Raw genomic sequence first — 21,173 nt, 5'->3', positions numbered from 1 at the left:
CGAAACGAGAAGCCGCCGGGCGGACCCGGCGGCAGGTGGGCGGTGTCTATGCGCGAACGGGCGCCCGGTCAAGCCCAATTGGACGAAAAGGCGAGCCCGGAAGCCTTCGCAGGCAACGATTCGGCGTACTCCTACCATGGTCCCACATTGTCGCGTACCAGAATACCGTCCGCCGGTCCTCACTCCAGCCGCACCGACACCGTGTCCGTCTCGCCGGCGGCGTCGATCACCGTGATGCGGGTGAAGCCCGCGCCGTCGGGGCGCCAGTCGGCCTCGCGCCGCAGGCTCGCCGCCCCGACCGGCACGCCGTCGACGAGCCAGGTCAGCGGCAGCGCGCCCCCCTGCGCCTTGAGCGCGAGGCGCGGCTCGCGGGCACCGCCCTCCGCGTCGACGAGGCCGAGATCGACGCGCGCCCCGTCGGGCGGGAAGGCGATGGCGAGGCGCGCCACCGCCGTCGCCGCGATGGTCTTGGGCCGGTCGCGGCGGATGTGCCGCAGGGGCGGCGGCAGGTCGGCCGTGCCGACGAGAAGCGCGTGCGGCGGGACCGCGAGCGGCTGCGGCTCGCGCCCGGTGCGGGCGAAGGCGTCGAAGAGGAGCGGCGCCGCCGCGTTGCGGCCTGTCAGGCCCGGCGTCGCCCCGCCGTCCGCCCGCCCGACCCAGACCGCGATCGTCAGGCCCCGGTCGAACCCGATCGCCCAGGCGTCGCGAAAGCCGTAGGATGTGCCCGTCTTGTAGGCGATCCGGCCGCCGAGCGCGCTCTCCGGCGCGGGCGCGCCCCGCAGCACGTCGAAGACGTACCAGGCGGCGACCGGGTCCGCGACCGACGGCGCGATCGCCCCGGGGATCGGTAGCGCGCCCGCGCGGGTGCCGAGCGTCGGGACGGAGCCGCCGCGGGCGAGGCCCGAATAGAGGCGCGTGACGTCCTCGAGCGTGATGCCGACCCCGCCGAGGCCGACCGCGAGCCCCGGCGCGGTCTCCCGCGGCACCACGACCCGCGCGCCCGCCTGGCGCAGGCGTGCGACGAAGCGGGCCGGGCCGAGCTCGGAGAGCAGCGCCACCGCCGGCACGTTGAGCGATTCCTGCAGCGCGCGGCGCGCGGTCACCGCGCCCTGGTAGGCGAGGTCGAAGTTCTCCGGCGCGTAGACGCCGTAGCGTACGGGCCGGTCCTCGAGGATCGTCTCCGGATGGGCGAGGCCGGTCTCGAAGGCGAGCGCGTAGATGAAGGGCTTGAGCGCCGAGCCCGGCGAGCGCACCGCGCGCGTCATGTCGATCGCCCCGCGCCGGGCGTGGTCGAGATAGCCGACGGAGCCGACGTGGGCGCGCACCTCCCCCGTCGCATTGTCGACGACGAGGATCGCCGCCGAGAGGTTCGGCCCGAGCCGCGCGAGGCGACGCGCCACCATCTGCTCGAGGCTCGCCTGGAGCGCGCCGTCGATGGCGAGCCGGTGGACATCGGCGTGGGGCCGCTCGGCGAGGGCGGCGTCGGCGGCGTGCGCCGCCAGCATCGGGAACGCGATGCGTGCGGTCGGCACGGGCTCGCGCGCCGCCGCCTCGCGCTCGCGGGCGGTGATGACGCCCCGCGCCAACGCGCGATCGAGGACGCGCTCGCGGGCGACGCGGGCGACCTCGGGGAAGCGGTCCGGCCGGCGCGTCTCCGGGCTCTGCGGCAGGGCGACCAGCAGCGCCGCCTCGGCGTGCGAGAGCCGCTTCGGCTCGCGCCCGAAATAGGCGAGGCTCGCGGCGCGCACCCCCTCCAGGTTGCCTCCGTAGGGCGCGAGCGAGAGGTAGAGGGCGAGGATCTCGTCCTTGCCCATCGCCGCCTCGATCTCGCCCGCCCGCACGATCTGGCGCAGCTTCGCGGCGAGACTGCGCTCCGCCCGCGGCTCGACGAGGCGGGCGACCTGCATCGTCAGCGTCGAGCCGCCCGAGACGATCCTCCCGTCGGCGAGGAGCTGGCCGGCCGCGCGGGCGAGCGCGCGCCAGTCGACGCCGGCGTGGATGCGAAAACGCGCGTCCTCGTAGGCGAGGAGCATGGCGAGGTAGGTCGGGTCGACGTCGGCGACGCCGACGGGGAGGCGCCAGCGCCCCTCCGGCGTGGCGTAGGGGCGCAGCAGCGCGCCGGCGCGATCGAGCACGAGGACGGAGCGCGCCTGCGCCGGCACGAGGTCGAGCGGCCCGAGCGACGCGGCGACGTAGCGGTAGCCGACGACGGCCGCCGCCCCGGCGAGGCCGGTCGCGACCAGCGCGAGGGCGAGCGCCCCCGCGACGAGCCGCGCGCCGCGCCGGCGCAGGAGGCCGCGCACGCCGCCGCTCCCCTCAACGCGCCGGAAGGACCGTCACCGTGCCCGCGCCCGTGCGACCGAAGCGCTCGGGACGGTACATGTCCTCCGCGCTGGCCGGCGGGTGCAGGTAGGTGCCGGGCGTCACCGCGCGCACCATGTAGGCGAGCCGCACCGTGCCGATGCCGCTGCCGAGCGTGTCGAAGGCGGCGACGAAGCGGTCGTCGCGGAACTCGACGCGATCCGGCACGCGCTCCTCGACGAGCCACGGCAGCGCCGAGACGTCGCTCCCGTCGACGAGCGCCGGGTTGTCGATCTCGAAGCCCGCCGGCAGACGGTCGACGACGAGCAGGCGCCCGGCGAGCCCGTCCATCTCGGTCACCTCCAGCACGACCACGAGGCGCGTGTTCTGGACGACCTCGCCCGGATCGACCGTCTCGCCCGCGAGATCGTAGTAGGTGCTCGCGATCGCGTAGCCCTGCTCCAGCGGCGGCTCGGAGGACAGGGGGTTGCCCGTCACCGTCAGCGCGGCATCGACGGGCGCGGTGCCGCCGTTGCGGATGGCGACGCCCATCCCCGCGAGCGCCGTCGCGTCCCAGCCCGCGTGGAGAGGCCGCTCGTGGGCGACGCCCGAGACCTCGAGCCGGATGTCCCGTGCCGCCTCGGCGACGCTGCGGGCGGCGACCGCGAGCCAGGCCATCTCCTGCGTCGAGAGAAGCGGGTTCGCGCCGCTCTCGGCGTCGATCGCCGCGGCGATCGTCCCGATCGCGTCGCCGGCGACGTCGGCCTCGCCGGAGAGCGCGAGGATGCCGGCGGCGTCGCGCAGGCGCGAGCCGTAGTCCGCGCGCCAGCCGCGCTCGCGCGAGGCCTCGTCGGCGAGGCCGCGCACGGCGGAAGCGAAGGCGACCTCGGCACGGCGTCCGTCGCCGAGCAGCGCCAGGCCCGCGCCGATCTGGGCGCGGGCGAGCGGCGTCTCGAAGGCGTCGAGCCGCGCGTCGGCGAGGTAGCGCAGGTCGCCCATCACCGGGCGGCCGTTGCGGGCGAGCACGTAGGCGGCGTAGGCGAGCGCCGTGCCGTCGTCGCCCTCGACCTCGGTCGTGTTGGCGACGTGGTTGCGCAGGCGCTCCAGCGCCCGGTCGAGCGCCGCCTGCGGCGCCTCGAAGCCCTCCTCCCGGGCGCGGGTGAGGAAGTCCGTCGCGTAGGCCGTGAGCCAGAGGTCGTCGTACCCGCGCGCGGACCAGAGGCCGAAGGAGCCGGAGGGCGTCTGGCGGCCGAGCACGCGGGCCACGACGTCGCGGATCGTCTCCTCGCGGTCGCGCGGCAGCTGGAGCGCCTCGGGTCCGACGAGGCTTTCCGCGTAGAGCAGCGGCAGCGCCAGGGAGACGAGCTGCTCCGTGCAGCCGTAGGGATAGCGCGCGAGCGCCTGGATCATGCCCGGGGGGTCGAGCCGGGCGATCGTCGTCACCGCGACGCTCACGCGCCCGGTGCCCGGCCGGATGTCGGCGAGGAGATCGTCCGTGACGCGCAGGCTCTCCCCCGGCGCGAGCCGCGCGATCTCCCGGCGCACGACGCCCTCCGTCCCCGGCGAGACCGGGAAGGCGACGTCCTGCGCCAGCGAGAGGCCGCCCGGCCCGGAGAGCGTCAGCGATACGCCCGACGCGCCCGGATCGCCGGCGGAGAGCGGGAAGACCACCTCCCCGCGCCCGCCCTCGGCGAGCGTCACCTCGGCGAGGCGCCGGCCGACGGGGATGTCCACCGAACCGAGCGGCAGCGCCTCTAGCGTGTAGGTGCCGGCGGCGCCGGAGACGTTGTCGAGGCGCACGTGCAGGCGGCTCTCGTCGCCGGCGTTGAGGAAGCGCGGCGCGGTCGCCGCGACGACGACCGGGTCGCGCACGAGGACGTCGGCGGACGCGTCGCCCACCTTCCCCGCGGACCAGGCGACGCCCATCACGCGCACGGTGCCGTCGAAGGCGGGGATGGCGAAGTCCACCGTCGCGGTGCCGTCCGGCCCGACCTCCACGATGCCGGAGAACAGCGCGAGCGGCGGCTGGTCCGGCGGCGGGGCGGCGAGGCCGGCCGGCGCGGAATCGCCGCCCGAGCGGATCGCGCCGCGGGTGCCCTGCATGCCGTCGATCAGGAAGCCGTAGAGGTCGCGTACCTCCGCCCCGAGCCGCTTCTGGCCGAGGAAGAACGCGGTCGCATCCGGCGCCTGGTGGTCGGTCAGCGCCAGGATGCCGACGTCGACCGCGGCGAGCACGACCCGCGCGCTCTCGCCGGGCGCGAGCCCGTCGAGCCGCACGGGCACCGTGAGCGTGCCGCGCGGGCGGATCTCGGCGGGCGGCGCGAGCGTCATCGCGAGATCGCGCGCCGCGCGATCCACCGAGAACCAGGCGAGCCCCATGGCGCGGCCCGGCTGGCGCCGGGCGGCCTCGTCGAGCGGGCGATGGGCGATCGCGACGAGGTAGGCGCCCGCGCCCCAGTCCGGCGAGACCACGAGCTCGGCGCGGGTCCCCTCACCCGCGACGGCGATGGTCTCCAGGGCATGCACGCGGTCGGAGACGACGGCGAGCGTCGCCGTGCCCCTGAAGGGCGCGTCGATGGTCGCGACGAGCGTGTCACCGGTCTCGTAGGCCGCCGCGTCGAGCGTCAGCGGCAGGAGGTCGGGCGCACGGGCCGTCGCGTCGCCGGACCAGCCGACGTCGAACGTGACGCTCGTGGGCAGCACCGCCGGGTCGGCGGCGACGACCTCGAGCCGATGCGTTCCCCAGGACACCGGCGCCTCGATCCGTGCCGGGGCGTCCGGTGCGAGCGCGAGCGTGCCGCTCGCGATGCGCTCGGTCGTGGTCACCGGCTCGAAGCCCCATTGCCCGCCGCTCTGATACCATTGGTAGCGACGCTCGACCTTCAGGAGATTCCAAGTCGCCTCGCCCGCGAGCCGCGTGCCGTCCGGTCGCGCGGCCACGACGTCGAACGCCGCGAGGTCGCCCTCGGCGAGATCGCTCTCCAGCGGCTTCACGCCGACCACCGGGGCGTCCGGCAGGATCGGCAGGGTGATCGTGCGCGAGACCGCGCGTCCGCCGGGCTCGGCGACGCGCAGGGTGATCTGGGCCGCGAGCGGCCGCGCCGCGGCGAGCGCCGGCACCGGAACCGTGACGCGCGCCGCGCCGTCCGGCCCGGTCGCCCCGTCCTCGGGCAGCGCGGCGTAGGCGCCCTCGACCGGCTCGTCGGAGAGACCGACGACGAAGCCCGCGAGCCCCGACACGGCGCTCGCGTCGGCGGCCGAGACGGAGACCTCGCCCGAGATCGCGAGATCGGCGGCGGGCGCGCCGAACAGGTAGCGCGCGGCGACGTCGACGATCGCGGGGGCGCCAGCCGCGACCGCCACGTCGGCGGGGGTGAGGTCGAGCGCGATGCGCTCGGGCACGTAGTCCTCGACGAGGAAGGCCGCCTCGCCGATCGCCGGCGCCCGAGGGTCGACGTGCGCGCTCACCCGCCAGGTGCCGGGCATGGCGTCGTCGAGGAGCGCCAGCGTGTGGACCCGCCCCCCGTCGCCCGCGTCTCGCGTGAGGATGCGTGCGTGCTCCAGGCCGTCGGGCCGACGCACCACGAGGGTCAGCGGCACCGCGGGGACCGCGCGGGCCTCGCCGTCGCGCAGGAGCGCGGTGAGATGCACCTCCTCGCCGGAGCGGTAGACGCCCCGCTCTGGAAAAACCATCGCCTCGATCGGCCCCGCCGGCGGGCGTCCGGCGACGCCGCGGTCGGTCAGGTCGAACGGCGCCTGGCCGAGATCGAGGAAGCCGTAGTCGCCGCCGATCTCGGCGGTCACCATGCCGGCGCCGAGCCCCTCCGCGCCGCGGGCGAGGCCCGGGTCGAAGCGCGCGTGGCCCATCGCGTCGGTCGTCAACTCGCCGAGCACCTCGTTGTTGCGCGCCACCAGCCGAACGGTCGCGCCGGCGACCGGCTCGGCGCTGGCGAGCGAGCGCACGAGGACGTGCACGCCGTCGCTCGCCGAGAAGGCGCCGAGGCCGACGTCGGAGACGACGAACCATTGCGTGGCGCGGGTATTCCAATCGTCGTCGGAATCGATCGAGGCGTCGGGCCGTGCCGTCATCACGTAGACGCCGGGCTCGAGCGCGCCCACCGCCTCGGAGACGGGGAAGGCGGTGACCACGTCGACGTTGCGCTCCATGGCGACGTCGAGCGTTCCCGACCAGATCGGCGCGCCGCGCTCGTCGGCGATGCGCGCCTCCGTCCAGCTCGAGATCTGGTCGAGGAAGTCGCCGCCGCGCAGGGTCGGCAGGAGGTTGCGGTCGCCGATGCGATAGATGGCGACGGCGACCTCGTCCGTGTTCGTGGAGACGACCGGAATACCCTCCTGGCCGAGCCGCGGCAGGACGTAGTTGCGCCCCGTGAACCGCGCCTGGGGCGCACGGTCGCGGATGTAGACCTCGTAGTCGGCGGCGCGCTCCAGCACCTCGTCGACGGTGGACGGGATGCCCTGGCGGAGCACGATCGCGTAGCGCTCGCCGTGGACGAGCCCGTCCACGCAGGCCTCGCTGCCCTCGCTCGTCACCGCGACGCCGCTCGCGCCGGCGACGGCGATGTACGGCGTCAGGTCGACCCGCGGCGCGAGCGTCTCGGAGAAGACGAAGCAGGCCCGCGGGGCGGGCGTGTCGGATTCGACCCGGTAATCGAGGATGCGGAAGCCGTGACGCGAGCGCAGGAGATCGTGCGCGTTCTGCACGGCGGGGACGGCGCGCGTCGCGAGGCTCGCCTTGTAGGCGCCGAGCGCGTCGCGCCACATCTCGCGCGCGGCGAAGGCTTCGCCGAGCGCGGCGAGCGCATCCGCGGCCTCGACGTCGGTTTCGGCGTGGCCGTAGGCGATATAGGCGGCCACCGTGGCGCGCTCGCGCAGCCGCCAGCGCTCGTTCCAGTCCTGGTAGGGCAAGGCGAGCGCCGCTCGGGCGTAGGCCGACCAGAGCGTGTAGCTCCGCGGGTTGACCTGCACCGCCTGGGCGAAGCTCCAGAGCGCGTCGCGGGGCGCGCCGGCGGCGAGGAAGCCGCGGCCCTCCGCCAGCAATTCCCGGCTGGAGCGATCCGGCCGCGGGGTCTCCTGCGCGATCTGCGCCTCCACCTGCCGCGTCATCGCCGCGAGCGCGGGGTTCTCGTACGCGCGCGTCTGCGCCGCGGCGGGCGCGAGGGAGATCCAGGAGAGGGAGAACGCGACGACGACGCCGAGAACGAACCGGACGAGGACGGACTCGAGGGGGGAGCGGGCGAGCGCGTGGGGCGTCATGGCTTTACCTCGGCGTGACCTCGGCGCGCCCTCGGGCGGTCGGGTCCACGACCTTACCAGCGCCGCCACCGGCGCGGGAGCACATCCGCATTCACCCGGATGCGCGCCGGCTCGCGGGCGGCGCGGCCCGCCGCTGCCTCTGGACTTGTCGCGGCGCAATCGCCATAAGGACGCGCACGAGGGACGATGCGCATGACCTTCAAGCAGTTCATCACCGAGTTCTTCACCTGGTGGAACGGGCAGACGCTCGGCACCCGGCTGACGATCCGTCGCCACGGGGAGTTCGTCGGCGAGGACGCGCTCGGCAACAGGTACTATCGCGACAAGCGTGGCAAGGTGCCCGGCTTCGGGCACGAGCGCCGCTACGTGATCTACAACGGCCTCGCCGACGCCTCGCGCACCCCGATGGAGTGGCGGATGTGGCTGTGCCACACCCATCCGACGCCGCCCTCGCAGGAGGACTACACGCCCCGCGCCTGGGAGAAGCCGCACGAGGAGAACCTCACCGGCACCGCCGGCGCCTACCGCCCGCGCGGCTCGACGCTCTCGGAAGGCCGCCGCCCGGCGGCGACCGGGGACTACGTGGCCTGGACGCCGGGTGACTGAGGCGGTCCGCGACCGCGCAGGCGCCCCGCCCGCCTCGTTTCCGTCGCGATCGGCGCGGATGGAGGTGGCGGGGCGGCGCCTCCGCTCCCCGTTTCCGGACGCCCGGCCCGTGATCCCCATGCGCAGACCCCACCGCCTCCCCCCGCTCGCCCTCGCCGCCTGCGCCCTTCCCGCGATCGCCGTCGCGCTCGCGACCTCCCCCGCGTCGGCTCAGAAGATCGAGAACCCGATCGCGGTGTTCTCCGGCCTCGACAAGATCACCGGTCGAATCATCAGGTTCGAGGCCGGCATCGACGAGACCGTGCAGTTCGGCGCTCTGCAGCTCACCGCGCGCGTCTGCTACACGCGCCCGCCCACCGAGAGCCCGAACACGACGAGCTTCATCGAGGTGGACGAGCTCTCCCTCGACGGCGCGCTCGCGCGGACCTTCACCGGCTGGATCTACGCGAACTCGCCGGGGCTCAACGCCATCGAGCATCCCGTCTACGACATCTGGCTCGTCGACTGCCTCTCCGCCCCCGCCGCCGCGATCGCGGAGGAGGATCGCGGCCCCGATCGCGACGGGTCGATCGCCGAGCATCCCCTGCCGCCGCCGCGCCCGGCGCTCTGAGGTCGCGGCGAAGGGGTTTGCGGAGGCGTGGCGCGGACCCATCTATAGGGCGCGCCCTCTATGGGCGTCGGACACGAGGGGCGGGCGCGACGTGAGCGAGGCCGAACAGCGCAATGGCGCATCACGGCCCGCCGCGCGCGAGCCCGACACCGGTGCCCACACGCCCGTCGAGGAGGCGATGGAGAGCCTGACGCTGCCCTCCTGGGCGCGCTGGACGCTGTTCCTGCTGGGCTTCGTCTTCCTCGGGATCGGCGCGCTCGGCGTGGTGCTGCCGCTCCTGCCCGGCGTCGTCTTCCTGCTCGCGGCCGCGGCCTGCTTCGCGCGCTCCTCGCCGCGCTTCGAGCGCTGGCTCCTCGCGCATCCGAGGCTCGGCCCGCCGGTCGTCACCTGGCGGCGCACCGGCGCGATCCCCCGGCACGCCAAGGCCGCGGCGGTGCTCGGCATGGGCGCCTCGCTCGTGGTGATGGCGATCGCCGGCGCGCCGACGATCGCGATCCTCTCGGTCGCCGCGGTGATGCTCGCCTGCGCCGCCTACATCCTCAGCCGCCCGGAGCCGCCGCTCACTCCACCGTGACCGACTTCGCCAGGTTGCGGGGCTGGTCGACGTCCTTACCCATGAAGACCGCCGTGTGGTAGGCGATCAGCTGGACCGGCACGCTGTAGACGAGCGGAGCGACCATCGGGTCGACCTTCGGGAGGACGAGGGTCGCGAGCGTGTCGAGCTGGGCGTGGGCGACGCCGTCCTCGTCCGTGATCAGCACGATGCGTCCGCCGCGGGCGGCGACCTCCTGCATGTTCGAGATGGTCTTCTCGAAGAGGTGGTCGTAGGGCGCGACGACGACGACGGGGGTCGCCTCGTCGATGAGGGCGATCGGCCCGTGCTTGAGCTCGCCCGCCGCGTAGCCCTCGGCGTGGATGTAGGAGATCTCCTTGAGCTTGAGCGCTCCCTCCATCGCGATCGGGTAGGCGGCGCCGCGGCCGAAGTAGAGCACGTCGCGCGCCTTCGAGAGCTCGCGGGCGAGCGTGTCGATCGCGGGCTCGAGGGCCATCGCCTCGTGCATCAGCGCGGGCGCGCGCAGGGCCGCCTCGGCGTAGCGCTCGGCCTCCTCGATGCTCAGCGTGCCGCGGGCGCGGCCGGCCTGGAGCGCGAGCGCGAACAGGGTGGCGAGCTGGCAGGTGAAGGCCTTCGTCGAGGCGACGCCGATCTCCGGGCCGGCATGGGTCTGCGCGATGGCGTGCGCCTCGCGCGCCATCGAGGAGGTGGGCACGTTGACGACGGCGATCACCCTCTGCCCGTTCTCCTTGGCGTAGCGCAGGCCCGCCAGAGTGTCGGCCGTCTCGCCCGATTGCGAGACCACGATCATCAGCCCCTTCTCCGGGAGCGGCGCCTCGCGGTAGCGGAACTCGGAGGCGACGTCGATCTCGACCGGAAGCCGGGCGAGGCGCTCGAACCAGTACTTGGCGACGAGGCCCGCGTAGTAGGCCGTGCCGCAGGCGGTGATCGTCAGGCGCTCGAGACTCGCCCAGTCCACGGCGGCGGCGTTGTCGGCGTCGAGGTGGACCGCGAGCGTGCGCGCGACGACCTCCGGCTGCTCGTAGATCTCCTTGATCATGAAGTGGCGGTGGTTGCCCTTCTCCGCCGCGTAGACGCCCGCCGCGATGCGCTGGCGCGGGCGCGAGACCGGCGTGCCGCGCTCGTCGAGGAGGCTCGCGCCGGCGCGGGTCATCACCACCACGTCGCCCTCCTCGAGGTAGGTGACGTCGTCCGTGAAGGGGGCGAGCGCGAGGGCGTCGGAGCCCAGGAACATCTCGCCCTCGCCGTGGCCCACCGCCAGCGGCGAGCCGCGGCGCGCGCCGATCATCAGGTTCTCCTCGCCCTCGAACAGGAAGGCGAGCGCGAAGGCGCCGCGCAGGCGCGGCAGCACGGCGAGGACGGCGGCGCGCGGATCGCGCCCGGCCTTCATCTCCTGCGTGACGGCCTGGGCGACGACCTCGGTGTCCGTGTCGGAGGCGAAGCGGACGCCCTCGTCCTCGAGCGCGAAGCGCAGCTCGCGATAGTTCTCGATGATGCCGTTGTGGACGATGGCGAGCCGGTCGGTGGCGTGCGGATGGGCGTTCGCCTCCGTCGGGCGCCCGTGCGTCGCCCAGCGGGTGTGGCCGATGCCGGCGTGGCCGGGCAGCGGATCGGCCTCGAGCTTGACCTCGAGGTTGCGCAGCTTGCCCTCGGCGCGACGGCGCACGATGCGCCCGCCCTGGAGGGTCGCGACGCCCGCCGAGTCGTAGCCGCGGTACTCGAGCCGCTTGAGCGCGTCGACGAGCCGGTCCGCGACGTCGTCACGCCCGAGAATGCCGATGATGCCGCACATGGGAACACCTCACGTCAGGAGCGCACGGTCGCCGTGCCCGTCCGTCCGGGAGCTACCCGGACGCCGCAGGTTACGCCAATCACGTTTCTTGACCGTTTATGAACACGGCCGGACCCGTCACGCCCCGCCGCTCGTATCGCGCGTACGCTTGCCGTCGCGAAAGCGCGTCGCCCAGCCGGGCTTGGTTTCCTGGCGGCCGCGGGCGACGGCGAGCGCGTTCTCGGGCACGTCCCGCGTCACCACCGAGCCCGAGCCGACATAGGCCCCCGCCCCGATCGACACCGGCGCGACCAGGGAGGAATTCGAGCCGACGAAGGCGCCCTCCCCCACGCGGGTGAGGTGCTTGTCGAAGCCGTCGTAATTGCAGGTGATCGTGCCCGCGCCGAGATTGGCCTTCGCGCCGATCTCGGCGTCGCCGACGTAGGAGAGGTGCGGCAGCTTGGCGCCGGCGCCCACGCGCGCCTTCTTGACCTCGACGAAGTTGCCGACCTTGGCCTTCGCGCCGATGTCGGCCCCCGGCCTCAGGCGCGCGAACGGGCCGACGGTCGCGCCCGCGGCGACCCGCGCGCCCTCGAGATGCGAGAAGGCGTGGATCGTCGCCCCCGCGTCGACCGAGACGCCCGGTCCGAAGACGACGTTCGGCTCGATGGTCACGTCGCGCCCGAGCGCGGTGTCGAAGGCGAGGAAGACGCTCGAGGGATCGATCATCGTCACCCCGGCGCGCATCGCCCGCTCCCGCAGGCGCTCCTGGAGCGTGCGCTCCACGGCCGCGAGCTGGACGCGGTCGTTGACGCCCTGCACCTCGTCTTCCGGCGCGACCACGCAGGCGACGGGGAGGTCGCGCGCCCTGGCGATCTCCACCGCGTCGGTGAGGTAGTACTCACCCTTGGCGTTGGCGTTGCCGATCGCCTCGAGCAGGGAGAGCACCCGCGCGCCCGAGAGCGCCATCAGGCCGGCATTGCACAAGGTGGCCTTCCGCTCGGCCTCGGTCGCGTCGCGGTCCTCGCGAATCGCGACGACGGCCTCGCCCTCGCGCAGAACGCGGCCGTAGCCGGCGGGGTCCGCCGCCTCGAAGCCGAGCACGACGACGCCTGCGCCCTCCGCCAGCGGGGCGCGCAGGCGCGCGAAGGTCTCGGCTTCCACCAGCGGCGTGTCGGCGTAGGCGACGACGACGTCGTCGACGGGCTCGGACAGCGCCGCGCGGGCGGCGAGCAGGGCGTGGGCGGTGCCGAGGCGCTCGGCCTGCACGAACACCGCGGCGTCGGGCACGGCCTCGCGCGCGGCCGCGGCGACGTCCTCGCGGCCCGGGCCGACGACGACGGCGACGCGATCGGCGCCCGCCGCCCGCACCGCCGCGAGCGCGTGGACGAGCATCGCGCGCCCCGCGACGCGATGAAGCACCTTGGGCGTGTCGGAGCGCATGCGGGTACCCTCGCCCGCGGCGAGCACGACGGCGAGGCAGGTGCGGCGCGGTGCGGCGCTGCGCTGGGCGGTGTCGGTCACGGGGCTCGGCTCCTGGGGACGCGCCGCTCCTATGCGCGAGACGCGGCGCGCACGCAACCGCGCCGTCGAGGGCCGCGGTCGCAGCCGCCCGCCGGCGGCCTCAGGTCGTCTCGCCGTTGAGGCACCCGGCCTCGCCGGTGCGCAGCATCAGCTGCGCGGCCGCCTCCTGGAGCACCCGCGCGCGCTCGAGGGTCATCAGCGTCTCGAACGCTTCCGAGCGCATCCGCCAGAGCTGGAGCAGATCGTCGCGGTCGGCGCGCGTGGTCCGCGCCTTGAGGATCGTCTGCCGTTCCGATTCGCGTGCCTCCCGTGCGCGGATCTGCTGCGGGGTCGGGTTGTCGATGCGCAGCCTGTCGACGAAGATCGCCGAGAGCGCGTCGCAGCGCGCCTGGCCCTCGAGCCCGGCGGCGCCGGTGGGAACCGCGGAGGGGCAGTACAGCCCGCGCCAGCCCGCGACCACGGAGGCCGAATTGTCGACGAGGCGGTCGACCCGGCGAATTTCGCGCGCCGCGTCCCAGAGATCGCGCCCGCGCAGCAGGGCCTCGGCCTCCTGGAGCCGGTCGAACGGCTCGACCTCCCCGCGGGCCGCGATCTCGTCGAGCACGGCGAGCGCCCGGGCCTGCGTCTCGACGAGGGGACCGATCTCGCCGACCTCGACCAGAGTCTCGGCGTAGGTCGTGGCGATCCGCATGCAGGCGGTCGGCTCGCGCCCGAACTGCGCGGACGCGGGAACCGGCGCGAGCATCGCGGCGGCGACGACGGCGAGCAGGAGAAGGGAGGGACGCGTCACGATCATGGCGGGGTTGAACATGGGGCGTGGCCGGCCCGGAGACAAGGCGCCGGTCGCGGCGGGAGGCGGAGACGATGTCGCGCGCGCACCCATGTCACGCAAGCGGTGATGAAGTGCGTACTACGCCCCGTGGCTCGGCATGCGCGCACATGCCAGCACTTGTTGCTCGCGCAGCGCTCCGCAGCTCTCGCTTGCCACCCGTCCGCATTCATTGCATCATGAAACAACCATGCGGATGCACAGCAGTGGATTCGCTCCTGTTCTCGATGGTCTCGCGGGGGCCGTTTCACATGACCACGATCGCCAAGTCGCGCAAGAAGGACAAGCTGCAGGAGGGCGCCGAGAGGACCGAGGATCGCGAATACCTCATCAGCGACCTGTCCCGGGAGTTCGACGTGACCCTGCGTGCGCTCCGATTCTACGAGGACCGCGGCCTTCTCTCGCCGCGCCGGATCGGCACGATGCGGATCTACTCGGCACAGGACCGTGCGCGCCTGTCGGTCGTCCTCAAGGGCAAGCAGCTCGGCTTCACCCTCGCCGAGATCCAGGAGATGCTGGAATCGGACGCCAAGGGCGGTCCGACCGGCGTCGACCTGAAGCTGTCGGTGGAGAAGATCGACGAGCAGATCGCCCATCTCGAGGCCCAGAAGACCGAGGTCGAGGCGGCGATCGCGGAGCTGCGCGCCACGCGGGCGAAGCTCGTCGGCTGAGGGAGCGGCCGCGATCGGCGGGCCGTCGTCGCCGGAGAGCGCCTCGGAACAGCGCGTCGGGAGCGCGCCTCGGGAGGCTGGCGCCGCGCGCGTGCGCTCGCTAGAACGGTGTCGGTCCTTCCGGAGACGCCGCATGCAGCCCGAGGCAACCGCGCGAGAGGCAGCTTCGTCGGAAGGCTCGTCGTCGGGATCCGAATCGCGTGCGGGCGCGAGGCGCGCGCGGGAGGGCGCTCCGCGCCGGGCGCTCGTAGGCTGGGCGCTGTTCGACTGGTCGACCCAGCCCTTCTTCACGCTCGTCGTGACGTTCGTGTTCGGGCCCTACTTCGTCAACGCCGTCGCCTCCGATCCGGTCACGGGCCAGACGCAGTGGATGCTCGCGACCTCGGCCGCGGGGCTTTCGCTGGCGATCCTCTCCCCCGTGCTCGGCGCCATCGCCGATGCCGGCGGGCCGAAGAAGCCGTGGATCCTCGCCTTCGGCGCCCTGATGAGCCTGGCGGCGGCGCTGCTGTGGCTCGTGCCCCCGGCCGCCTCCCCCGGCCTCGTCCTCCTCGCGCTCGTCGCCTTCGCGGTGGCGACCGTAGCGGCGGAGCTCGCGGGCACCTTCAACAACGCGATGATGCCCGCCCTCGTGCCGCCGCACCGGCTGGGCCGGCTCTCGGGTGCCGGCTGGGCGACGGGCTATGCCGGCGGGCTCGTCTCGTTGGCGATCGTGCTGGCGCTCCTCGCCGCGAGCCCCGAGAGCGGCCGCACGCTCGCCGGCCTCGAGCCGCTCTTCGGCCTCGACCCCGCGGCACGGGAAGGAGACCGCATCGTCGGGCCGCTGACGGCGCTGTGGTTCGCGGTGTTCATCCTTCCACTCCTGTTCTTCACCCCCGACGCGCCGCGCGGCGGCCGTCCTTTCGGCGCGGCGGTCCGCGACGGGCTCTCCCGCGTACGCGGGACGATCGCCGACGCGCGGCGCAATCCCGCGATCGCGCGCTTCCTGCTCGCCCACATGGCCTACCAGGACGGGCTCGTCGTGCTCTTCGGGCTCGGCACGATCTACGGCGCGGGGCTGTTCGGCTGGAGCACCGTGGAGCTCGGCGTCTTCGGCATTCTCATCCTCGTGACCGGCACGCTCGGCGCCGTCGCCGGCGGCCGCGTCGACGACCGGATCGGCCCGCGCGCGGTCATCCTCGGCAGCCTCGCGATCCTCCTGCTGGTGACGGTCGGGGTCCTGTCGCTCGGCGAGAGCCACGTCCTGTTCGTCGTCGAGACCGCGCCCGCGGGCGGGCCCGGCCTCTACGGCAGCGTGCCCGAGAAGGTCTTCCTCGGCCTCGGCCTCGTGATCGGGGCCTTGGCGGGGCCGTTGCAGGCGTCCTCGCGCTCGCTGCTCGCGCGGCTCGTCCCGGCCGGCGACGCGGGGCGCTGGTTCGGCCTCCTCGCGCTCTCGGGCAAGCTCACGGCCTTCCTAGGCCCGTTCCTGGTGGCCGTCTTCACCGGCCTGTTCCAGACCCAGGCTGCCGGGCCGGTGGTGCTGCTCGGCTTCTTCCTCGTCGGCGCGCTGCTCGTGCGCGGCGTGCCGAACGGGCGCGGCCTCAGCGCAGGGTGACCGCGGTGCCCGAGGCCGTGACGAGCATCATGCTCTCCTTGGCGCCGATCGCGCCGTAATCCAGGTCGACGCCGATGACGGCGTTGGCCCCGAGCTTGCGCGCCTCCTCGAGCATCTCGTTGATCGCCGTGTCGCGACCGTCGCGCATCACCCGCTCGTAGGACCCCGCCCGCCCGCCGACGATGTCGCGGATCGAGGCGAAGAAGTCCTTGAAGATGTTGGCGCCGAAGATCGCCTCCCCCGAGACGATGCCGTGATACTGAACGATCTGGCGTCCCTCGACGCCGTTCGTGGTGGTGACGATCATGCCGGCCTCCCTCGCGCGCCGCCGCTCGGCGCCGCGCGGCAGTCGATCCCGGAGCCGGGGCCTCGTCAAGGCGGATGGCCGGCGGCTGGCGCGTCGGTGGCGTCGCCTGTAGGCTGCCCGGCACGCTCGACCAGACGGGTCACACGCCGCATGAAACGCTCGCAGATCAACGCCGTCCTGCGGGAGGCCCAGGCCTTCGTCCGCTCCTTCGGCTTCGCCCTGCCGCCCTTCGCCGATTGGGAGCCCGCGCGATTCGCCGCGGAGCGGGAGCGCATCGCCGGCATCCTCGAGGCGGGGCTCGGCTGGGACGTGACGGACTACGGGCAGGGCCGCTTCGACGCGGTGGGGCTCGTGCTGTTCACCCTGCGGAACGGCACTGCCGCCGATCTCGCGCGCGGGCGCGGCATGCTCTACGCCGAGAAGCTGATGATCGTCGGGCGCGACCGGCTCGGGCCGATGCATCGCCACGTGGTCAAGGCCGAGGACATCATCGTGCGCGGCGCCCGCGACGGCGCGCGGCTCGCGCTGCGGCTCCACGCACCGACGCCGGACGGCGGCATCGACCGCAGCTCCCCCGTGCGGGTCCCCTGCGACGGGATCGTGCGCGAGGTGGAGGCCGGCGGCGTCGTCCACCTCGATGTCGGCGAGAGCATCACGCTGATGCCAGGGATCTGGCACGCCTTCTGGGGCGAAGGCGGCGACGTGCTGGTGGGAGAGGTCTCCACCGTCAACGACGACGAGACCGACAACGTCTTCGAGGAGCCCCTGCCCCGCTTCCCCACGATCGACGAGGACGAGGCGCCCTTCCGCCTGATCGTCGGCGACTACGCGCGCCTGCGGCGGCGCGGCTGAGCACGCGCGGGCTCCCGGACGCCCGGGATGCGCGACGATCCGTGGCTTGCCTGTGGAGCCGTGAAAATTTACACTTCCGGCTTGGGGTACATCCCATCCGGCGGCTCCGCGGGAGCGAGCGTCGCGGTCAGCGGGGGGTGCGGCATGATTCCGGACAGGCTCGTCGAAGGTTATCGCGATTTCCTGACAGGTCGCTTCGCGCACGAGCATGCACGCTACGCGGATCTCGCGGACGCGGGTCAGAGCCCGGAGACGATGGTGATCGGCTGCGTCGACAGCCGGGTATCGCCGGAGGTGATCTTCAACGCGGCACCGGGCGAACTGCTCGTCGTGCGCAACGTCGCCAATCTGGTGCCCGCCTACGATCCCCTGGAGTCGGCGCAGAACGGTACGCTCGCCGCGCTCGAGTTCGGCGTCCAGGCGCTGGCGGTGAAGCACATCGTCGTCCTGGGCCATGCCCGCTGCGGCGGGATCCGCGCCTTCGCCGACGAGGCCACGCCGCTCTCGCCGGCCGACTTCATCGGACGCTGGATGAGCCAGATCGCGCCCGCCGCCGCGAGCCTCGGCCCGCGGCCGCCGGGCGATGCGGACGCATACCGAACGCGGCTCGAGTTCGCCTCCATCGAGCGGTCGCTCGCGAACCTGATGACGTTCCCCTCCGTGCGCACCCTCGTCGAACGGGGCCGGCTCGCCCTGCACGGGGCCTATTTCGGCATCGCCTCGGGCCGGCTGCTGGTGCGCGACCCGGCGACCGGGAGGTTCGAGCCGGTCGCCCGCGACGCGCCCGCCGGGCGGGCGCTGCTCCACTGCGTCTGAAGGAAGCCGCGGCCGCAGGGACCCGCGGCGTCGACGCTCTTGCGCGCGACCGCGCCAGGCCCTAGGCCGAATGCCACGATGAGCGAGATCGACCTCGACCTGCGCGGCCTGAAGTGCCCCCTCCCCGCTCTCAAGACGCGCAAGGCGCTCTCGAAGGCGGCGCCGGGCGCGCTCCTCGTCGTCACCTGCACCGACCCGATGGCGGTGATCGACATCCCGCATCTCGTGAACCAGACCGGCGACGCGCTCCTCGACCGCGAGACGCGTGTCGGCGAGAACGGCTCCGAGGTGCTGGTCTTCCGGATTCGAAAGGCGGCCGCCTCGTGAGCCTCGACGCGCCCCGCATCGCGGCGCTCGTCTACGGGCGGCGGGAGCCGGCCTCGGCACTGATGGAGCGCTTCGCCGCGCGGCTGCGCGCCCGCGGCCGGCGGGTTGCGGGGCTCGTCGAGGCGGATCTCGAGGCCGACGCCTGCCTGCACGGCGACATGGCGCTGCGCGACCTCTCCAGCGGCGCGGTCGTCTCGATCTGCCAGGATCTCGGCTCCGGGGCCACCGGGTGCCGCGTCGATCCGCGCGGGCTGGCGGATGCCGCCGCCCGGCTCGCGGCGGCGCTCGCGGAGGCACCCGACTGTGTGATCGTCAACAAGTTCGGCAAGCTCGAAGCGGAGGGCGCGGGGCTCGCCGCGGAGATCGGCGCGTGCGTCGCCGCCGGCATACCCCTCGTCATCGGGGTGCCGGAGCGCTTCCGCGCGGCCTGGGACGCGTTCGCGGGCGGCCTCGACACGCCGCTCGCCTGCGAGGAGGCCGCGCTCGAGACGTGGTGGCTCTCCGTCTCGCCGGAGACGGAGAGGGCGGGCTAGAACGTCGCTCACCTCGCGCGCGACGCTTCTGGCGCCCGCTTCTCCGGCTCGAGCAGCGTCGGAACGCTCGCCAGGAAGCGCTGGAAGGCGGGCTCGCGGGTCGCGGCGAGGATCGTGCGCAGGCGCTCGATCGGGTCCGCGTCGTCGTCCGCGCGCAGGTCGACCGGAGGGCGCTCGGCGGAGACGATCCGCAGCGCCGCCGAGCGATCCCCACGGACGTCGCCGCCCGCCGCGGCGCCCGCGGCGAGGGCCGCGATCAGCCGCTCGGCGAAGTCGCCGCGTGCCGCGTGGAAGCCGGCGGCGACACGCCCCGGCAGTTCCGCGCCCGCCACCCAGTTCGCGGCGACGACGAGCCCGGGCTCCTCGTGCGTGCCTCGGGCGAGCAGGTTGTCCGCGCCGGTGAACGCGGCCGTCGCCCCGTGGACGTCGAGCACCGCGAGCTGGCGCGCCTCCCGGCCTTCGTCCATCGCCACCAGCCCTTCGACCACCTCCCGCGGCGTCTCCCCGAGCACGAGGCGCCTGAGCGCGGACGCTCCCCAGAGGGTGGACGTGCTCAGCCCCTGCGTCGCCACGATCCCCAGCGCGGGCTCGGCGTGGAGCACGAACCCGCCGACGACGGGCGTGCCGGTGGCGACCGCGCCGCCGAGGTCGCCGGTCTGCGGATCGCGCGCGAGGATCGCGTAGGTCATGCGGCCGGACTCCCTTCGATCGCCTTCCCGGACGGAGCAGTGCCCGCAGAACGATCATGATGCATGCTTGATCGAAAGGAATTTATCAGCATAGATTCATCGATCAATGCGCGCGCCCGGCAATCCCGGGACGCGGCGCGCCGTCGGGGGACGTCACACGGCCGGAGCGAGGCCGCATTCCAAAGGGGACGACGACCATGCATCTTCGCCGCACGGGCCTTCTCGCGAGCGCGGCCATCGCCGCGACCCTCATCCTGGCGCCCGCCGCGCCGCCGGCCCTGGCGCAGACGCCCCCCGGCGTCCTGGCGGTGGGCCAGATCGCCGAGCCGAAGTCGCTCGACCCCGCAGCGGTCACCGCCGCCAACGACTTCCGCATCGTCGTCAACCTCTACGACGGCCTCGTGCGCTACGCCGACGGCTCCTTCGAGATCGAGCCGGCGCTGGCGGAGAGCTGGGAGGTGTCGGAGGACGGCACGGTCTACACCTTCACCCTGCGCGAGGGCGTGACCTTCCACGACGGCACGGCGCTCGACGCCGACGCGGTCGTGTTCAACTTCGAGCGCATGCTCGACGAGGAGCACCCCTACCACGACACCGGCCCCTTCCCCCTGTCGTTCTTCTTCTCGGCGATCGATACGGTCGAGGCCGTGGACGCGCGCACCGTGCGCTTCACGCTGAGCGAGCCCTATGCGCCGTTCCTGTCGAACCTCGCCTACCCGACCGGGCTGATCGTCTCGCCCTCGGCCGTGGCCGAGCACGGCGCGGACTACGGCCGCAATCCGTCCGGCACCGGCGCGTTCCGCTTCGAGCGCTGGGACGCCAACACCGCGGTCGTCGTCACCCGCAACGAGGAGTACTGGGACGGCGCGCCGCCGCTCGAGGCGGTGATCTTCCGCCCGATCACGGACGCCAACACCCGCGTGGCGGAGATGCTGTCGGGCGGTATCGACGTGATGGTGGAGGTGCCGCCGGATTCGGTCGCGCGCTTCTCCGAGAGCGACGACTACGCGCTCTACGAGCAGGCCGGGCCGCACCTGTGGTTCATGATCCTCAACGCCAAGGAGCCGCCCTTCGACGACGTGCGGGTGCGCCGGGCGGCGAACTACGCGATCGACAAGCAGGCGCTCGTCGAGAACGTGCTCCAGGGCACCGCCGAGATCGCGTCGGGCCCGATCCCGCCCGCCTTCGCCTGGGCCTACGACGAGGAACTCGAGCCCTACCCGTACGATCCCGAGCGGGCGCGCACGCTGATCGAGGAGGCCGGCGCGACCGGGGCCTCGGTGACGATGTTCGTCACGGAGGGCGGCTCGGGCATGCTCGATCCGGTGCCGATGGGCACCGCGATCCAGGCCGATCTCGAGGCGGTGGGCCTCGACGTCGCGATCGAGACCTACGAGTGGAACACCTTCCTCGCGCAGGTGAACCCGGGCCTCGAGGGCAAGGCCGACATGGCGCAGATGGCCTGGATGACGAACGACCCCGACACCCTGCCCTACCTCGCCCTGCGCACCGAGGCCTGGCCCGAGGAGGGCGGCTTCAACTCGGGCTACTACTCGAACCCCGAGGTCGACCGCCTTCTCCAGGAAGCCCGCACCGCAACGGACCAGGACGAGCGCGCACGCCTCTACAAGGAGATGCAGAAGATCGTCCAGGAGGACGCACCCTGGATCTTCGTCGCCAACTGGAAGCAGAACGCCGTGACCACGGCGGCGGTGGACGACTTCTCTCTGCAGCCGTCGTTCTTCCTGCTGCTGCACGACGTGACGAAGGAGTGACGCCGGGGCTGCCGGTCGGGGCGAGCCGCGACGCCGATGCCGGCTCTCCCCTCTCCCTCGTGGAGAGGGGTCGGGGGTGTGGGGCGTGCAGGACGGTCGCCGCCGCGAATGACGAGTTGCACG

General features: G+C 73.6%; 17 protein-coding genes. 10 read left to right on the top strand and 7 right to left on the bottom strand.

Annotated features, from left to right (window positions below; genetic code table 11):
- Positions 1-179 precede the first annotated feature (179 nt).
- Together pbpC and AB9M23_RS05060 are read right to left on the bottom strand one after the other, a co-directional pair.
- The gene (gene pbpC, locus AB9M23_RS05065; RefSeq protein ID WP_372423021.1) at positions 180-2,303 is read right to left on the bottom strand and encodes a penicillin-binding protein 1C; all 2,124 of its coding nucleotides are present in this window, start codon (positions 2,301-2,303) and stop codon (positions 180-182) included.
- Between the two features lie 13 nt (positions 2,304-2,316).
- Complete coding sequence (locus AB9M23_RS05060) at positions 2,317-7,575, bottom strand: alpha-2-macroglobulin family protein (protein WP_372423020.1); 5,259 nt, start codon at positions 7,573-7,575, stop codon at positions 2,317-2,319.
- Between the two features lie 192 nt (positions 7,576-7,767).
- Between AB9M23_RS05060 and AB9M23_RS05055 the strand changes: the two genes are divergently transcribed.
- From AB9M23_RS05055 to AB9M23_RS05045, 3 genes are all read left to right on the top strand, one after another.
- Entirely contained in the window at positions 7,768-8,181 is a 414-nt protein-coding gene (locus AB9M23_RS05055; protein ID WP_372423019.1) for an NADH:ubiquinone oxidoreductase subunit NDUFA12, read from the top strand.
- A 118-nt stretch (positions 8,182-8,299) separates the two neighbouring features.
- Positions 8,300-8,791 (top strand): DUF2155 domain-containing protein, encoded by a 492-nt coding sequence (locus AB9M23_RS05050; protein ID WP_372423018.1) that lies wholly within the window; start codon positions 8,300-8,302, stop codon positions 8,789-8,791.
- A gap of 91 nt (positions 8,792-8,882) precedes the next feature.
- The gene (locus tag AB9M23_RS05045) at positions 8,883-9,365 is read left to right on the top strand and encodes a YbaN family protein (RefSeq protein WP_372423017.1); all 483 of its coding nucleotides are present in this window, start codon (positions 8,883-8,885) and stop codon (positions 9,363-9,365) included.
- Here AB9M23_RS05045 and glmS read toward each other — a convergent pair.
- The 3 genes from glmS to AB9M23_RS05030 form a co-directional block, all read right to left on the bottom strand.
- On the bottom strand, positions 9,352-11,157 hold the full coding sequence (glmS, locus tag AB9M23_RS05040; protein ID WP_372423016.1) for a glutamine--fructose-6-phosphate transaminase (isomerizing): 1,806 nt from the start codon (positions 11,155-11,157) through the stop codon (positions 9,352-9,354). The genes AB9M23_RS05045 and glmS overlap by 14 nt on opposite strands.
- Positions 11,158-11,274: 117 nt before the next feature.
- A complete protein-coding gene (gene glmU / locus AB9M23_RS05035; protein ID WP_372423015.1) occupies positions 11,275-12,660 on the bottom strand; it encodes a bifunctional UDP-N-acetylglucosamine diphosphorylase/glucosamine-1-phosphate N-acetyltransferase GlmU in 1,386 nt (461 codons plus the stop codon).
- Positions 12,661-12,760: 100 nt separating this feature from the next.
- A complete protein-coding gene (locus AB9M23_RS05030; RefSeq protein WP_372423014.1) occupies positions 12,761-13,471 on the bottom strand; it encodes a hypothetical protein in 711 nt (236 codons plus the stop codon).
- Between the two features lie 269 nt (positions 13,472-13,740).
- Here AB9M23_RS05030 and AB9M23_RS05025 point away from each other — a divergent pair, with 269 nt between their 5' ends.
- Positions 13,741-14,160 (top strand): MerR family transcriptional regulator, encoded by a 420-nt coding sequence (locus AB9M23_RS05025; RefSeq protein WP_372423013.1) that lies wholly within the window; start codon positions 13,741-13,743, stop codon positions 14,158-14,160.
- Between the two features lie 133 nt (positions 14,161-14,293).
- Entirely contained in the window at positions 14,294-15,751 is a 1,458-nt protein-coding gene (locus tag AB9M23_RS05020; RefSeq protein WP_372423012.1) for an MFS transporter, read from the top strand.
- Here the strand turns inward: AB9M23_RS05020 and AB9M23_RS05015 are convergent.
- Positions 15,738-16,058: a YbjQ family protein gene (locus AB9M23_RS05015; protein ID WP_372423011.1), complete on the bottom strand. Its 321-nt coding sequence runs from the start codon at positions 16,056-16,058 to the stop codon at positions 15,738-15,740. The two genes, AB9M23_RS05020 and AB9M23_RS05015, sit on opposite strands and share 14 nt — an antisense overlap.
- A gap of 150 nt (positions 16,059-16,208) precedes the next feature.
- On the opposite strand from AB9M23_RS05015, the gene AB9M23_RS05010 reads away from it, so the two are divergent.
- The 4 genes from AB9M23_RS05010 to AB9M23_RS04995 all read left to right on the top strand — a co-directional run bounded on the left by AB9M23_RS05010 (position 16,209) and on the right by AB9M23_RS04995 (position 18,586).
- Positions 16,209-16,910: a D-lyxose/D-mannose family sugar isomerase gene (locus AB9M23_RS05010; RefSeq protein WP_372423010.1), complete on the top strand. Its 702-nt coding sequence runs from the start codon at positions 16,209-16,211 to the stop codon at positions 16,908-16,910.
- A 144-nt stretch (positions 16,911-17,054) separates the two neighbouring features.
- Positions 17,055-17,726, top strand: a complete 672-nt coding sequence (locus tag AB9M23_RS05005) for a carbonic anhydrase (RefSeq protein ID WP_372423009.1) — start codon at positions 17,055-17,057, stop codon at positions 17,724-17,726.
- A 78-nt stretch (positions 17,727-17,804) separates the two neighbouring features.
- Positions 17,805-18,053, top strand: coding sequence for a sulfurtransferase TusA family protein (locus AB9M23_RS05000; RefSeq protein WP_372423008.1), 249 nt, complete (start codon positions 17,805-17,807; stop codon positions 18,051-18,053).
- Positions 18,050-18,586 carry a DUF2478 domain-containing protein gene (locus AB9M23_RS04995; RefSeq protein WP_372423007.1) on the top strand — a complete coding sequence of 179 codons (537 nt, stop codon included), beginning with the start codon at positions 18,050-18,052 and terminating at the stop codon, positions 18,584-18,586. The genes AB9M23_RS05000 and AB9M23_RS04995 overlap by 4 nt, the downstream gene beginning before the upstream one ends.
- Before the next feature lie 8 nt (positions 18,587-18,594).
- Here AB9M23_RS04995 and AB9M23_RS04990 read toward each other — a convergent pair whose 3' ends face one another.
- On the bottom strand, positions 18,595-19,275 hold the full coding sequence (locus AB9M23_RS04990) for a DUF1028 domain-containing protein (protein ID WP_372423006.1): 681 nt from the start codon (positions 19,273-19,275) through the stop codon (positions 18,595-18,597).
- 197 nt (positions 19,276-19,472) lie between these two features.
- On the opposite strand from AB9M23_RS04990, the gene AB9M23_RS04985 reads away from it, so the two are divergent.
- Complete coding sequence (locus AB9M23_RS04985; protein WP_372423005.1) at positions 19,473-21,050, top strand: ABC transporter substrate-binding protein; 1,578 nt, start codon at positions 19,473-19,475, stop codon at positions 21,048-21,050.
- Positions 21,051-21,173 lie beyond the last annotated feature (123 nt).

The sequence above is a fragment of the Salinarimonas chemoclinalis genome (genome assembly GCF_041514305.1).
Lineage (GTDB): Bacteria > Pseudomonadota > Alphaproteobacteria > Rhizobiales > Beijerinckiaceae > Salinarimonas > Salinarimonas chemoclinalis.
The sequence above is the reverse complement of the archived record's forward strand: the minus strand, read 5'-3'. Positions and strand labels throughout refer to the sequence as shown.